Raw genomic sequence first — 15,313 nt, 5'->3', positions numbered from 1 at the left:
AAACTGGAACACATTATTGATTAATCAGGATTACTACATGATAGGAGAAAGACATGTCACTCCCGAAAGAACGAATTGATGTTCTGCTGGTTGAGCAAGGATATTACGAAAGTCGTGAGAAGGCAAAAGCTGCAATCATGGCTGGACTGGTATATGCCAACAATGAGCGGATTGAAAAAGCGGGCATGAAGATTCCACGGGAAGCCGAACTTAAAGTAAAAGGTTCAGTACATCCCTATGTCGGTAGAGGCGGATTAAAGCTTGAAAAAGCGATCCGTCACTTCGATCTCGATATGAATGGACTTGTGATGCTCGATATTGGCTCATCCACTGGTGGATTTACCGATTGTGCCCTGCAACATGGTGCATCTCATGTATATGCCATTGATGTAGGTTATAACCAGCTGGATTGGTCACTCCGTAATGATGAACGGGTCACTGTCATGGAAAGAACCAATTTCCGTTATGTGACCCCCGAAGATCTACAAGGACCTGTGCCGAATTTTGCCAGTATTGATGTATCCTTTATTTCGCTGAGAATTATTTTGCCCCCGTTGCTGGCACTTCTAAAGCAACCAGCAGATATTGTGGCGTTAATTAAACCTCAGTTCGAAGCAGGCCGTGAGAAAGTCGGCAAGTCTGGCGTCGTTCGTGATACTAAGGTTCACAAGGACGTTTTGCAGACGATGCTTCGTTTCGCCAATGAGCTTGGGTTAAAGCTAAAAGGTTTAACATTCTCGCCGATTACAGGCGGAGAAGGAAATATTGAATTTCTCGCTCACTGGCGTCTGGAAGAACCAGAGGCAACACAACAAGAGAACGTTCAGGCTTCACTTGATGCACTTGCAGATCAAGTTGCAATGGAAGCTGCCCATACTTTTACAGGAAACTCATCATAGGATGAGTTTCTTTTCGCTGGAAAGGTGACATTCTAAAAGGAAATCGGTTGTCGAATCTCGAATATGTCTTCGAGGTGAGCGATGATGGATGGGCAATATGACACAATTGTTATTGGTGTACTTGCTGTCTGCTTGATTTTATGGCTGTTCTTAGGCTTTCGGAATTGGGTTAATCGTCCGATTCCAGTAAGCTTGTCGGGTATGCAACTGAATTTGGAAATTCAGGATTCACCGGCAGTGGATCTGCTTGAAGCGGAAGGATATGAAGTCATCGGGGGTAAAATGAAAATTCCTTTAGCCTTTGAAGCGGATGAATCCGTTTATTACAGCAGGCTCTTCATTGATTATGTAGCAGAGCGGGATGATGAGAGATATCTTGTGAAGACGTCCCGTCGCAGACAACCTCTTGAACTAACTGGGCCATCCCTGCGCGATCGCTTCCTGTACTATTTATTGTTATATCCCGGCTGTGAAGGGTTGCTGTATGTGGACATGGAGGAATCGGATATCAAGGTTATAAGGCTTATGGATTATCAGGAAGACGTGTACGATGGAGATGATCTGGACTAAGGGTATTTATGAAACCTGAAAGTTGTTTATATAACGAATGACGAATTGCAGAATGGCAAAGGGAAATTAGCCGTTTTATGCAATACATTGAACTTTTAACTGGAGGCATGTATGAAAGGACAACGACACATTAAGATACGTGAAATCATTAGTCAAAACGAAATTGAAACCCAGGATGATCTGGTTGAAGCTTTGCGTAAATCCGGATTTCAGGTGACTCAAGCTACGGTATCACGGGATATTAAGGAGCTTCTTTTAATTAAGATCCCCATGGACGATGGACGATATAAATATTCACTGCCTACAGACCAACGATACAATCCGATTCAGAAACTGAAACGTGCCCTCGTGGACAACTTCTTACACATCGATCATACAAACAATCTGGTCGTGATGAAGTGTTTGCCTGGTACAGCTAACTCCATTGCAGCTTTGCTCGATAATATTGAGTGGACGGAAGTGATGGGCACCATCTGTGGAGATGATACCATACTCATCATCTGCCGGACGGAAAGTAACAGCGTGACCGTAATCGAGCGGATTATGGGTTATATTTCTTAGAATATAATGGTTCAAAAACATAATTTCTGAGTGAGTCATCCGGAGGTGTTTTTGCAGATGTTAGTTACATTATCGATTCGTAATCTGGCTGTTGTAGAAGAAGTTGATGTTGTTTTCCACCCGGGATTTCATGTCTTGTCTGGTGAAACGGGAGCGGGTAAATCGATCATTATTGATGCCTTGGGTCTGATTGCTGGTGGACGAAGCTCAGCCGATCTGATCCGCTATGGATGTGAGAAAGCCGAGATGGAGGCTCTGTTTGAAATGGAGCCAAGCCATCCGGTATGGGAAACGCTGGAGAAGCTTGGCATCCATTGTGAGCCGGAGGAGCATCTGGTGATTCGCCGTGAACTGAATACTCAAGGGAAAAGTACATCTCGTATCAATGGCCAATTGGTCAATTTGACGATGCTCCGTGAAGTCGGAGAAAAATTAATTAATATTCACGGTCAGCATGAACATCAAAGTTTGTTGCGCGCAGAAAGTCATCTCGGGCTTCTGGATACATACGGGGCAGCAATCATCGGTCCAGTCAAAACGGAATATCAGGAACGCTACAGTAAATTTATTACTGCGGAAAAAGAACTTCGTGCACTTCAGGAGTCAAGTCAACGTGCGTATCAATTGCTGGACATGTATCGCTTTCAGCTTGAAGAGATTGCAGCTGCTGCTTTAACGCAGGGAGAGGATGAATTACTCGGAGAAGAACGGGTCAAACTATCCCATAGTGAGAAAATGATGGACAGTGTTGCTGGTGCATATGATCTGCTTAGCGGTCAACGTGGGTTAGAAGCTGTAAGTATCGCATTGTCACGAATTGAAGATATATCGGGATATGACAGTAAAGGGCTACAGCCTATAGTTGAACAGCTCCAGTCTGCATTTTATCAACTGGAAGACGCTACGTTTCAGTTGCGGGATTATCGGGAGAAGATCGAATTTAACCCGGGTAGATTGGAAGAAGTGGAACAGCGACTGAATCTGATTTCTGGCCTCAGACGGAAATACGGCGACAGTGTGGAACTTATTTTGAATTATTATGAACAAATTAGCCATGAAACCGACCAGCTGGAGAACAAGGATGAACGTCTGGAGAAGCTGCGTAATGAACGTGACAAATTGCTCAAATTAGTCATGGAGTCTGCGGAGGAACTTAGCCGTGTTCGTAAACAATGTGCCGAGGAACTTGCAGCGCAGGTGGAGAGTGAGCTTAAGGATCTGCAGATGGAGAGAACGACGTTACGAGTTCAGATTACTCCTTTTGAAGATGCAAAAGGGATTGAATGGAATGGACGTCGTATTCGCCTTACGCGTCAGGGTGCAGATAATGCTGAATTCCTGATTTCTCCGAATCCTGGTGAGCCTTTGCGTCCACTCGGTAAGATTGCTTCCGGTGGTGAGTTGTCCCGAATGATGCTCGCGATGAAGAGTATTTTCGCACGTCATGACCGAATTCCGGTGTTGATCTTTGACGAGGTGGATACAGGTGTGAGCGGAAGAGCGGCACAATCCATTGCGGAAAAATTATATCGTCTGTCTTCTACTTGCCAAGTTTTCTCTATTACTCACTTGCCACAGGTCGCTTGTATGGCGGATCATCAGTATCTCATCGAAAAGCATGTGTACGATGGGCGTACGATGACACAAGTGGAATCGCTGTCAGACGAAGGCAGAGTGAAGGAATTGGCACGTATGCTCGGCGGTGTGGAAATTACAGAAAAAACGCTGCATCATGCACAGGAAATGCTGAATTTGGCGGAAGCCAAAAAAGGGTGAAACGAGCGGCTGGCGTAATGATTGACAGTAATAAAAGCCTGGGGGCGAGGTTATCTTATAGGTACGCAATTGGCGACCACCTTTCGTCAAGCGAAAGAAGCAAAGGGAGTGTGACAGCCATTGAATTCCCCCCTCAGGAAGAAATTGCTAGGTCTTTTATTTGCCTTCTTTCTATGTGTGATCAGCCAGGCCATTCAGCCTGTGCAAAGTTATGCTTCATTGCCTGATGAACTACAGGTATTTGCAGGCAGGCAGGCTGACGTTCATCTCGCTGTACCGGCTGCTTCAAGCGCTGTTGTAGATCGTCCTGACATCGTTGGTTTTGATGGAAAGGAAACTGCGGTCCACGTAACGAAGCAACAACCTTTGCATCTTCACCCCCAACAAACGGGGCAGGCCAAATTAACGTTGAAGTTGTGGGGCAAAATTCCGGTAAAAACGGTTAACGTAAACGTGATCCCGGATTTGCGTGTTGTACCCGGGGGTCAAACGATTGGCGTCAAAGTAAAATCTGCAGGTATTCTGGTCGTAGGTCACCATCTGGTTCGTTCTGGACAAGATGAACGTGTATCCCCTGGAGAATCAGCAGGCATCAAGCTTGGAGATCTGATTACCCATATGGACGGTAAACGCCTTGATGGTGTATCGGGTGTAGCTGAAGCGGTTGAACTCGCAGGCAAGAGCAAAAAAGGTATTGATGTTGTATTAAAACGCGGCAAAGAAACGGTTAAAACCCGTTTGACACCGGCCTATGATGCGGAAGACAAAGCCTGGAGGCTTGGATTGTACATTCGTGACTCCGCCGCAGGTGTAGGAACATTAACCTTCTACGCTCCGGATCAAGGCGTATATGGCGCTCTGGGACATGTCATTACGGATATGAACACTCAGACCTCCATCGTTGTTGGCAGTGGTCAGATTGTTCAGTCCAATGTAACGTCAATTTCTAAGAGTGAATCCGGTGATCCGGGTGAAAAACGAGCTCATTTCCTGAAAGAAAGTAAAATTTTAGGCAATATTGAACGTAATACTGCTTTTGGTATCTTTGGTAAAATGTCCGGTAATCCTGAACATAGCTTGTATTCTAAAGGCATTCCTGTTGCTTTCTCCCATGAAGTAAAAGAAGGTCCTGCAGAAATTCTCACAGTTGTTGAGGGTCAGCAGGTGGAGCGTTTCTCAATTGATATTGTACACGTAGCAGATCAATCCGAACCGGCCACCAAAGGCCTGGTGCTACGTATCACAGATCCGAAGCTGCTCGATAAGACCGGAGGCATTGTACAAGGCATGAGCGGTAGTCCCATTGTGCAAAACGGAAAACTCATTGGTGCCGTGACGCATGTGTTCGTCAATGATCCGAAATCAGGTTATGGTTGCTTCATTGAGTGGATGTTACAAGATGCAGGAGTCATGATGAAAAAGGAACATGCAAAAAACCTTAAGGCGGGTTAACCTCCTTAAGGTTTTTTTGTCGAATGTAAACATATAATATCGGATAATGAAATAAATTATTTATTATATAGCAATGAGAAAAAAAAATAAAGAAAAATAATTTTCGACAGAAGGAATTTCCTCCCCTGTGTCGAAAATTTAACCTGTAAGGAAATGTACGAAACGATGTTTAAATTAAAGGAGGATACCGTTTTGCAAAAAATTGAGGTATTGCTGGCCGATGATAATCGTGAATTTACGAATTTGCTTGCCGAATATATATCAGAACAGGAAGATATGGAAGTAACTGGAATTGCTTACAATGGAGAAGAAGTGCTGCAGTTGCTGGAGCAGACTCGCGATGTACCGGATGTACTCATTCTGGATATTATTATGCCTCACCTGGATGGACTGGGTGTACTGGAGCGTCTGCGCAACCTGAATCTGTCTCCACAGCCCAAAGTCATTATGCTTACGGCTTTCGGACAAGAGAATATCACGCAGCGTGCCGTGCAACTCGGAGCTTCTTATTACATCCTGAAACCGTTTGACATGGAAGTGCTCGCGAATCGTGTACGTCAACTGGTTGGCACGCAAACTACAATCTCCACAGGTGGTGGTGGCGGGTCATCGATGTTTATGAACAAGTCCAACGTGGTGCCGATGGGTAAACACAAAAATTTGGATGCAAGTATTACGTCCATCATACATGAAATCGGCGTTCCTGCGCATATTAAAGGATATCAGTATTTACGCGAAGCCATCACTATGGTGTATAACAATATCGAAATTTTGGGTGCTATCACGAAAACACTGTATCCGGCGATTGCCGAAAAATTCAAAACAACGCCGTCTCGCGTCGAACGTGCCATCCGTCATGCCATTGAAGTGGCTTGGACACGCGGCAACATCGATAGCATCAGCCATCTGTTTGGCTATACGATCAATATCAGCAAGTCGAAACCGACGAATTCGGAATTCATCGCGATGGTTGCTGATAAGCTTAGAATTGAGCATAAGGTGTCCTGAAAGGATCAGGAATAGTGATCATCTGAACAAATAAATTAAACTTATTTACACATAAGGAACACCACGTTTTTATTGAGTCTATCAAGACCAATAAAAACGTGGTGTTTTTTCAATACTATAAAATTCCATTAAAGAAATCGAATAACCTATGATAAACAGAAGAGGCTTCAGTGTGGCTTCTCAGATATATATTTGGAAGGGTGAAATTTTTTACAAACTTTTACTTGCAGTTAACGCTTTCTCAGCAGGAAAGTGGTACGATGTGACCACTGACAAGATAATCATTATAGGTATAAAGGATGAAATATATGAAGAGAACGACTTTTTTCAGTACATACATAAATGAAATATACAATTCTTTGAAATATGCAAGTAAATCATGTCAACATTCTATGCTTAGTTACAGGCAATTCAAAGGACTGCAAAAAATTATGCGTAATCGAATGCTTACTACATATTTTCAGCCAATCCTAGATCTGCAGAGCGGTCAATGTCTTGGTTACGAGATATTAAACCGTCCTCCCATATCTGATCTTTTTCCGAATGCAGAAGCTTTTTATCAATTTATTGGTCATACGGATCAGGTGTTCACATTTGAGCGCTTCTGTCGTGAGATTTCGATTGAACGATTCAGAGCCTCTTTAACTACAGAGCGATATCCTGACAATACCGTCGTTTTTTTAAATATACATCCTCAGGTTTTAGCCGATTCCACATATCGCAGTGGAGAAACAATCAGTCTATTAAACAGTTATGGTTTATCTCCTGAGCAAGTTGTCTTTGAGCTAACTGAAAAACAGGCAGTTCATGACTATGTAGAGTTCGAACGCATTCTATCGAATTATCGCTCACAGGGTTTTCGAATTGCCATTGATGATGCGGGTTCCGGATATAGCAGTCTTAAGGCGATTGTAAGTCTAAAGCCGGATTTTATCAAATTGGACAGAGCACTGATTAGTCGAGTGGACACACATCCGGATCAGCAGCACATAGTAAGGATCCTTAAGCAATTTGCTGCCGACTCGGGGACGAGTATCATTGCAGAAGGTATTGAGCGTTACGAGGAAATTCAATTTTTGCGACGTGAAGGTATCGAATACGGTCAGGGTTATGCACTTGGAAGGCCTGATACAGTATTAAGGCCGTCTCCCTTATCTTTTCCATAGGGGAATTAGAGATTTAAAAAGTAGATGGCATGGCTATGTATAGAGGAGGCGAATGGTATATTTACGCAAATAGGTGAGATAGCCGAAACGATTCCTGTAGTAGCGCCTGAAACAAAATGTGATATTGTCTATCATCTTTTCAAATCGAATCCAAATCTGGAAGGTGTAGCAGTTATGGGAGAACAAGCTGTGTCATTAATGATGCGAGCTCGGTTCTTCCAGCAGATTGGTACACAGTATGGCTATAATTTGTATATGGGACGCCCTGTGGAACTGGTTATGAATGCCCGGGCACTGGTCGTCGATTACGCTGAACAGATTACGGATGTAAGCATACTGGCTATGAATCGATCTGAAGAAGAGTTATACGATCTAGTGCTTATAACAGCCGAAGGCGTTTTGTATGGAGCAGTTAGTATTCGACGTTTGCTGCTTGCTGTTGCGGATGTTCGAGCCGAAATGGCGATTTTTATGAATCCCTTGACAGGTCTTCCAGGTAACAGAATTATAGATGAACGATTGTATCAGTTACTGCAGCTTGATGATTTTAGTGTTCTATACATAGATTTGGATCACTTTAAATCCTACAATGATAGCTATGGGTTCAAAATGGGGGATCAACTTATTCAAGCTACTGCTAATCTGCTCCGTAAACTTTTTGTTTTTCCAGAAGCTTTTCTTGGCCATATCGGTGGAGACGATTTTATTGCGATATTAAATCATCATGACTTTAGGTACGTTTGTGAAGAGGTGATAACAGGTTTTGAGAAGATCAAGGGAACGTTTTACAATCAGGAGGACTTGGATAATCAGTATGTGTTGGGAGAAGGGCGTTCTGGACTGAACCGACCTATACCGCTTGTATCGGTGTCGATCGCTGTGGTCACGAATCAAAGACAACAATATCAAAACATTGATCAAATTGTGAGTGAGGCGACACGGATAAAAAAAGTATGTAAATCGGTGAATGGCAGCATTATTTGTGGGAATGAGGAAGCTGTATAACCATAACTGTCGGGAGATTTATTAGCTGCGGAAAAAACCGTTATTCATCAGGTAAAAGGGACCTGTAAATAACGGTTTTTAATTGCGGAATTGTTATCCATTATGTAATCTAATTAAACCCGAATGTCGAGTGTAGTGTAGGGTGGGGCAGGGGATGAATTTGATTGCGTCTCTTGTATTTTTCCTGTGTCTTTATCACCCTGCACACCATTGGAGTTCTTCGATTTGTTTTCGGTCCTATTTTCTTTACTCACTTCCTGATCTCCATCTGTATGAGATGGTGGAGTCGAATGGGCAGCTTCTGTTGGTACAGGTTGGTTGATTTCTTTCAATTTTTCCCCGATGGACTGATCAACTTTGCGGATTTGAGAATCAATCTCTTGGACCATCTCACGCTTCATTTGAAAAACGGTTTGTTCCGCGTTCTCCAGCATCATCGACTTACCCATGTCGTTTCCTACATCATTATCGAGAACGATCCGGTCGAAGCGAGTTTCTCCTTCTAATGTTTGTATTGACCCGTGCATGCGATCACGCAAACCGACCAGTTTGCCTAACTGATCATAAGTCTGGCTATGTTTGATTAGATGACCCATTGCCGGAGCCTGATTTTCGCTAGAGAGCTCAGACGGTTGCGGCTGTTGTTGCTTAGGTTGCTCAGACTGCTTCAATTTATTTTTTTCTTGAATCTCCTCGCTTTTGATTTGAGCGATTTGATTATCGACCTGTTGGATGAAACTCGTTATAGATTTAATTCGCTCGGCCTTAATTTTGGAGTCCAACTGATCATTGGATTTGACGGATTGTAGTTCCTCATTCAGCCTAATTTTTTGTTTCATAAGTCCCTGAATTTCCTTATCTCTGCTGGAGACTTGGCTACCGGGGGTGATGCTGCTTTTGGACGCAGGTGAAATTGAATTCATGGTCTTTTCCCCTTCTTCGTTATATCGTGGATCTACTTACGTATATCGGATGTTACGAGAAGCAAATGAAGGTTCCTCGCTAATAAGTTGACTTTCACTTGTGTATTGCTTACTTGCTGATAATAATTGATAATGGTTATCAATGAGTAAGGACTGTTTGGTCAATATATTTAGACGGAGTTGGGTTAGTGAAATGTGGAATAATTATTACATACTCTGGAACTATGCTGCTGTGAGTATTGCGGATATACGTTATATGGAGTTAGGGCCAGCTGAGGAGCTAACATATAAATTCCCTGCGAGCACGTTTGTGTTCACCATCCAGGGTAAAGCCTATGTGACCATAAACGATCAGAAGCATGAAGTAAGTCGTTTTTATGTTCTCCATGGTGGAAAGGGAAGCGTGCTGCATATTGAAGCTGGACAATCCGGATTGAACCTGTTCTACCTTATGTACAAATCAAGCTTGCCAAGTGGAGGAAGAACCGATTTAGTAAACATGTTGGAGCGCACGAATCCATTTCAGCTCAGCTATGGTTTTCCCCCCAATTCACCAGTTGTGCTTTATGAGCAAGTTAAACAGATACACACATTATGGAATCAAAAGAACCCCATACATCATTTTCAGGCAAAAAGCCTGTTTTATCCTTTTGTAGAGCAAGTATCGGCACAAATTCCTTATGCTGCAGCTCGGTATTCCGTTACAGATCAGGTCAGCAAAGTCATCGGAATTGTGGAATCCTCTTATGCTGAGCCATTGACGCTGCATGTTCTGGCAGAGAAGATTGGCAGCAGTCCCAGAAGTCTGTCCCGCAAGTTCAAGCAGGCCACGGGTTATAGTCCAATCGACTATTTGATTCAGTTCCGTTTGTTCAAGGCCAAGGAGATGCTGCTGCATACCGACGCTACATTGGATGAGATTGCAGCAGGCATCGGTTATCCGGACGGATATTATCTGGGACGTATGTTCAAAAAACATACAGGCGTTTCTCCGCTTCAGTTCAAGGAGCAAACATCAGAACCCTTAAAATGGCCTGATCTGACATCAACATTGGCGCGAAATGACATTTCCAGCGAAAGAGCTGGAAGGTATGTTTATAACGATGATGATAATCATTATCAATATAAACGCGGAGGGTCATTGTACATGAATAGACAGACAAGAACGGGAATGTTGCTTAGTATTTTATTAAGCCTCACTTTACTGCTCAGTGCCTGCTCGCCAGGGACAGCAAGTAATTCTGGGGGAGTAACAGCCGAAAGCAAAGGGACTTCGAATGCCTCTAGCACAGTAACGGCAGACAGCCAATCGAGCACTTCCGAGCCTCGGATTATCTCGACGGTTAAAGGAGAAATCATGGTCCCGGCTGAACCGAAACGAATTGTAGTTGATTTATATTTGGGAAGCCTGATTGCTTTGGGAATCAAACCAGTCGGTACACCGGAAATGAATTTAAAGAATCCCTATTTTATCAAATCACTTGAGGGCGTAGAGAATATTGGTGAATACGAAACCATTTCTCTTGAAAAGGTGTTGGAACTTCAACCAGACCTGATTGTCACAGGTGATCCTGATTTGTTTGATTCTTTTAGCAAAATTGCGCCTACGCTTGTTGTTCCTTATGGAGAGTTGAAAAATACCCATGAAGAGATCGCTTATTTCGGTAAAGCGTTGAACAAGGAAAAAGAGGCTGAGTCATGGTTGGCCGATTACGATGGACGAATTGCAGATGCCAAGAAGCGTGTAAGTGAAGCAATCGATGCAGATGCAGAAGTATCAGTTATGCAATTTTACGATAAAGCACCGTTAGCCTTTGGTGATAATTTTGGGCGTGGAGGTCAGGCTGTGTATAGTGCTCTCGGATTGAATCCTCCAGCAGGCAAAAAAGAGATATTAATGAAAGATCAGCTTGTTGAAGTTTCGTCCGAATCCATACCCGATTTTGCTGGTGATTACATTATTCTTACGGCAGACAACCTGACTGTAGAGGAATTAAAGTCTAAGCCGGTATGGAATTCGCTTGATGCCGTCAAGAATGATCGTGTGTTTATCTGGAGTCCGGATCGTTCATGGTACTTTGACCCGATTGCAACCTTGGATCAGACCGAGGAATTGGCAGCTTGGTTTACGAAGAAAGCGGATCAAAAATAAATCTTTCGGTGCATTGGTTGGTAAAATTGAATCCCGGTCAAAATACAGTTGATAATGAAAATTATTATCACCTATAATAAAGAAATCATAGTGAACCACTAACGCTAGGTTAGAGGGTGGTTTGCAGAACAAAGACCCTGTACAAGGTCTTTGTTCCTGGTGAGACTGGGATTGGAGAGTAATCGATGCAATTAAACGAACAGATGCAATGCTGGAACCACGCGGCTGTTAAAATTCTGGATATACGCCGAATCGTCATGGAGGCAGGGGAGATACAAGAGTCCTATTTACTTCCGGCAAACGCTTTTATATACAGTATTCGGGGTGCAGCTCAACTTAAAATGGATGGAAAAACACACGAAGTACAGCGATTCTGTATTCTGCATGGTGGTAAAGGATCATCACTGGATATTCGGGTGAGCGAAAAGTTTGAATATTATTTGCTGTTCTACAGGGCATTCCTTGCGTTCCCAACTCATCGTAAAACATGGCGGTTGCCACAACCTCCTCAGGTTGCTCCGTTCTCATTGCAATATGGATTTACGCCGAGCAATCCTCTTGTTATATTGCGCTTTTTTGGTGAATTGGAGAAAGCTTGGGATCAGGCGAGCAGACTGGACTTGCTTCAAGTGAAAAGTTTGTTCTACCAATTTATTCATGAGCTGTTGTTTCAATTGGCAGAGCAGGAGGTCAGAACAGTGCTTCCAGACCCTATTGAGCAAACACTTCGCTACATTCAGCAACATTATAGGGAACAGGTAACTCTGGATTTTCTGGCTGAACAATTCAACTACAGTTCCCGTCATTTATCCATGCAATTTAAACGAAAGACAGGACACAGTCCAATTGATTATCTCATTCAAACGAGACTGAACAAGGCCCGGAAACTGCTTGTACGATCTGATGCCACCCTGCGTGAAATCGCGGCAGAAGTAGGATACACGGATGTGTATTATTTCAGCCGTATTTTCAAAAAACATGTGGGCCTGTCCCCCACACTCTATCAGCGGAAAATAAGAGACCAGACTCTTGCAGAGGATCGTCCATTACAATTCTCCGAATCGTCCATTGGCTGGAGATGGATGCGAGGATATATTGATTATGAGAATCATTATCAATATATAGACGGAGGGTCTACATCAATGAAAAGAAGAAAAACAAGCTCAAGCATGATTTTGGTTGCACTTTTAAGCATCACAATGCTTTTATCGGCATGCTCCGCTGGCTCAGCAACAACAACAGCTACGGGGGAAGGCACGAATGCGAACTCTTCTACGAGCACAGCCGCATCTTCATCATCAGATTCAGGTAGTCAAACGAACAACGAAAATGGAACACGCACGGTCTCCACGGTTAAAGGTGATGTGGTTGTCCCGGCAAATCCTAAACGGGTTGTTGTACTTTATCTTCAAGGAGATGTTGTAGCGCTTGGAATTAAGCCTATTGCGACTTCTGACGTATTTGATGGGGCTGCATATAAGAATGAGCTTGAAGGTGTAAATTCACTGGGCACCTGGTTTGAACCAAACCCTGAGGCGGTTATTGATCTTGACCCGGATTTGATCATTGTTCCTTCAGAAGAGACTTACACGCTATTGAAAGATATTGCACCAACTGTTTATGTCCCATATGAGAAATTGACAACGGAAGAAAGACTTCATAGTATAGCTAGCATTTTCGGCAAAGAGCAGGAAGCCGACGTTTTAATCGACAATCTCAACAGCAAAGTCGAAGAGAGCAAGAAAACACTTGCTGATGCAGGCATACTGGACAAAACAGCTTCCATCGTCGAGGGTGGGCTGAAAGAGATGGTCATTGTAGAAAGTAAGCAATACGGCCGAGGATCTCAGGCTATATACGAGTACTTGGAAATGAAAGCACCTGAAGCGGTCCAGAAAAAAATTGACGTCGTTTCCGACGCGGCAGGTTCGACCTTGTCCATGGAGGTTCTTCCAGAATATATGGGAGACTACGTATTTCGTTCGGTATATGAAGGTGCAGATAACCTTAACGATAACCCAATCTGGAATAGCATACCCGCTATCAAAGAAGGCCGTCTAATCGAAATTGACTTTGATTTCTTCTATTACTCGGATATCTATTCCATCAACAAGCAGATTGATTTCGTTGTCGAGCATATACTGGCAGCACCCAAAGTAAAGTAATCAACTCAACTTTCGCAGCTTAAATCTCCAAACAAACCCTTGATATAGCTGGGTAAACCGGAGATCCATTCTTGTAGTTGACAAAAAACGTCCATTTTGTTCGTTTTCGTTTTCGCTTGAGACATGTCGAGAAATAAACGCATCAGCTGCTGAAGCGCGGTTTGAAAGTCCAGATCCCGAACCTCATCGGCAAAGAGGAAAAAGAGTCCTCCCAGGGTTCGGTCATCATTGGTTTCGCGTCGTTCGTATTCCATCGCTAAATAACGGCTGAATACAACCGTCGTGTGGCTAATCAGTTGGTCGAAGGAACGGCCCTGAAATTCGGTTCCTAGTTTTAAATAGCTTTTGGTCACTTTAAAAAAGGTCTCAATACTCCAACGCATGCCGTAAATTCGTACAATTTCTGCCGCATCCAGCGTGACGTCTGTACTTAAAATGGTAAGCCATTCCCGTCTTTTATTCCGATTGCGCACAAAAACAAGCTTCACGGGCAGACCGCACGACGTATGTACGACCACGGAGCCTTTGATGTCTTTTGAACTCGATTTAGGCAGGCTTTGAAACACAGCACCTAGCGTCATACGCTGTCCCTGTACGAGATACCGTTGCTTCATTTCTTTAATCATTCCAATCACCGGCAGACCTCTGGCTGTGAGCTCGCGAAGTAATGGAACCTGCGTAAACCAGCTGTCCATCAAAACATAATCCGCCGTGAAGCTGGCTTTTAACGCCCGATCTAACAAGCCCACAACGGCATCGGGCTTCCGAGAAAAAGACTCTATTCGGCGTTTGTATCCATGGCTGCGTTTCGAGAGATGGGAGGCCATTTCGCAAAAACGATTGGCCAGTTTGGCGGAAGACAGCATGACAAAATCGAGCGGTGCAAAGCTAAAACCGTCCGACCAGCCGAGTGTGAGCATCGTGTAGCCTTTGATGTACCTGCCTGCAGAATGGTCAAACACACGTGCCAGCAGTTCTGCTTTTTTACTCCGGTTTCGGCTGAGCACCGAATCATCCACAATAAATACACGTACGCGTTTGGAGGAAATGAGCGTTTCAAAATAGCGTACGATCTGGAGACTTAATGTCTGCAAAAATCGCCGCCAAGCAAAGGAAGATTGATTCAAGAATCGATAGATGACATCTTTACCTGGCAGATCGGCTCCGCGGTTACTCTCCAACAGGCGAAACCAGTTCTTCCCTTCAAAAACCAAGGAGAACACGATTCGAAAAATAGCTAAACTCGAAAGACCAAACGATTTGGAAATCCCTGCATGCCGCAAAGCTTTCCCGATGTGAAGTGAAGCAAAAAGTTTAGAAAAACGAGACTGGTCAGACAGGGAATGTTGTTGTAACATAGGGTTACACACCTTTCTTGTTCATGGTTGGTCGCACTTCCATGATACTAAACAAGCAAGGTGTTTTTTTTGTCAAGAGAAACAGTAATGTTTAAATTCTCTTACGCCCACAAGGGGTTGACTCAATATTCTAGGTGCGAAAGTTGAGTAATCAATAAATAAAAAAACGATGGTAGTTTTGTATAAGAAATGTTTGAATTTTAGCCATTGTAATTTGATAAGTTTCCCATTAGACTAGGAAAAGAGTGATAATGAGAATCGATATCAAATAGTCGAGC

At 43.5% G+C, this 15,313-nt stretch carries 12 protein-coding genes; 10 read left to right on the top strand and 2 right to left on the bottom strand.

Translation table 11 applies throughout. The features are described from left to right. Positions 1–53: 53 nt before the first annotated feature. The 8 genes from RS891_RS21035 to RS891_RS21000 all read left to right on the top strand — a co-directional run bounded on the left by RS891_RS21035 (position 54) and on the right by RS891_RS21000 (position 8,437). Positions 54–899 carry a TlyA family RNA methyltransferase gene (locus RS891_RS21035; RefSeq protein ID WP_315793086.1) on the top strand — a complete coding sequence of 282 codons (846 nt, stop codon included), beginning with the start codon at positions 54–56 and terminating at the stop codon, positions 897–899. Between the two features lie 81 nt (positions 900–980). Beyond that, positions 981–1,469, top strand: coding sequence for a hypothetical protein (locus RS891_RS21030; protein WP_315793085.1), 489 nt, complete (start codon positions 981–983; stop codon positions 1,467–1,469). Between the two features lie 111 nt (positions 1,470–1,580). Beyond that, entirely contained in the window at positions 1,581–2,030 is a 450-nt protein-coding gene (gene ahrC / locus RS891_RS21025) for a transcriptional regulator AhrC/ArgR (protein ID WP_063565708.1), read from the top strand. A 57-nt stretch (positions 2,031–2,087) separates the two neighbouring features. After that, on the top strand, positions 2,088–3,806 hold the full coding sequence (gene recN / locus RS891_RS21020; RefSeq protein WP_315793084.1) for a DNA repair protein RecN: 1,719 nt from the start codon (positions 2,088–2,090) through the stop codon (positions 3,804–3,806). A 120-nt stretch (positions 3,807–3,926) separates the two neighbouring features. After that, entirely contained in the window at positions 3,927–5,258 is a 1,332-nt protein-coding gene (spoIVB, locus tag RS891_RS21015; RefSeq protein ID WP_113054011.1) for a SpoIVB peptidase, read from the top strand. 192 nt (positions 5,259–5,450) lie between these two features. Beyond that, positions 5,451–6,266: a sporulation transcription factor Spo0A gene (gene spo0A / locus RS891_RS21010; protein ID WP_076291888.1), complete on the top strand. Its 816-nt coding sequence runs from the start codon at positions 5,451–5,453 to the stop codon at positions 6,264–6,266. Positions 6,267–6,697: 431 nt separating this feature from the next. Continuing rightward, complete coding sequence (locus RS891_RS21005) at positions 6,698–7,432, top strand: EAL domain-containing protein (protein ID WP_315793083.1); 735 nt, start codon at positions 6,698–6,700, stop codon at positions 7,430–7,432. A 174-nt stretch (positions 7,433–7,606) separates the two neighbouring features. Then, positions 7,607–8,437: a GGDEF domain-containing protein gene (locus RS891_RS21000; protein WP_258530694.1), complete on the top strand. Its 831-nt coding sequence runs from the start codon at positions 7,607–7,609 to the stop codon at positions 8,435–8,437. A 113-nt stretch (positions 8,438–8,550) separates the two neighbouring features. On the opposite strand, the gene RS891_RS20995 is transcribed toward RS891_RS21000, so the two are convergent. Further along, the gene (locus RS891_RS20995) at positions 8,551–9,360 is read right to left on the bottom strand and encodes a FlxA-like family protein (protein WP_113054013.1); all 810 of its coding nucleotides are present in this window, start codon (positions 9,358–9,360) and stop codon (positions 8,551–8,553) included. 193 nt (positions 9,361–9,553) lie between these two features. Between RS891_RS20995 and RS891_RS20990 the strand changes: the two genes are divergently transcribed. Both RS891_RS20990 and RS891_RS20985 read left to right on the top strand, forming a co-directional pair. Next, the gene (locus RS891_RS20990) at positions 9,554–11,512 is read left to right on the top strand and encodes an ABC transporter substrate-binding protein (RefSeq protein ID WP_315793082.1); all 1,959 of its coding nucleotides are present in this window, start codon (positions 9,554–9,556) and stop codon (positions 11,510–11,512) included. A 185-nt stretch (positions 11,513–11,697) separates the two neighbouring features. After that, complete coding sequence (locus RS891_RS20985) at positions 11,698–13,677, top strand: AraC family transcriptional regulator (RefSeq protein ID WP_315793081.1); 1,980 nt, start codon at positions 11,698–11,700, stop codon at positions 13,675–13,677. A 5-nt stretch (positions 13,678–13,682) separates the two neighbouring features. Here the strand turns inward: RS891_RS20985 and RS891_RS20980 are convergent, their stop codons facing one another. Next, on the bottom strand, positions 13,683–15,035 hold the full coding sequence (locus tag RS891_RS20980) for an IS4 family transposase (RefSeq protein ID WP_315793080.1): 1,353 nt from the start codon (positions 15,033–15,035) through the stop codon (positions 13,683–13,685). Between the last annotated feature and the right edge of the window lie 278 nt (positions 15,036–15,313).

The organism is Paenibacillus sp. BIC5C1 (genome assembly GCF_032399705.1).
GTDB lineage: Bacteria > Bacillota > Bacilli > Paenibacillales > Paenibacillaceae > Paenibacillus > Paenibacillus taichungensis_A.
Note: the sequence above shows the minus strand (reverse complement) of the source record. Positions and strands in the feature narration are given on the sequence as shown.

Coding starts and splice junctions, on each gene's coding strand:
- RS891_RS21035 (WP_315793086.1), top strand. CDS start 54: ATGTCACTCCCGAAAGAACGAATTGATGTTCTGCTGGTTGAGCAAGGA.
- RS891_RS21030 (WP_315793085.1), top strand. CDS start 981: ATGATGGATGGGCAATATGACACAATTGTTATTGGTGTACTTGCTGTC.
- ahrC (WP_063565708.1), top strand. CDS start 1,581: ATGAAAGGACAACGACACATTAAGATACGTGAAATCATTAGTCAAAAC.
- recN (WP_315793084.1), top strand. CDS start 2,088: ATGTTAGTTACATTATCGATTCGTAATCTGGCTGTTGTAGAAGAAGTT.
- RS891_RS21005 (WP_315793083.1), top strand. CDS start 6,698: ATGCGTAATCGAATGCTTACTACATATTTTCAGCCAATCCTAGATCTG.
- RS891_RS21000 (WP_258530694.1), top strand. CDS start 7,607: ATGGGAGAACAAGCTGTGTCATTAATGATGCGAGCTCGGTTCTTCCAG.
- RS891_RS20995 (WP_113054013.1), bottom strand. CDS start 9,360: ATGAATTCAATTTCACCTGCGTCCAAAAGCAGCATCACCCCCGGTAGC.
- RS891_RS20990 (WP_315793082.1), top strand. CDS start 9,554: ATGTGGAATAATTATTACATACTCTGGAACTATGCTGCTGTGAGTATT.
- RS891_RS20985 (WP_315793081.1), top strand. CDS start 11,698: ATGCAATTAAACGAACAGATGCAATGCTGGAACCACGCGGCTGTTAAA.
- RS891_RS20980 (WP_315793080.1), bottom strand. CDS start 15,035: ATGTTACAACAACATTCCCTGTCTGACCAGTCTCGTTTTTCTAAACTT.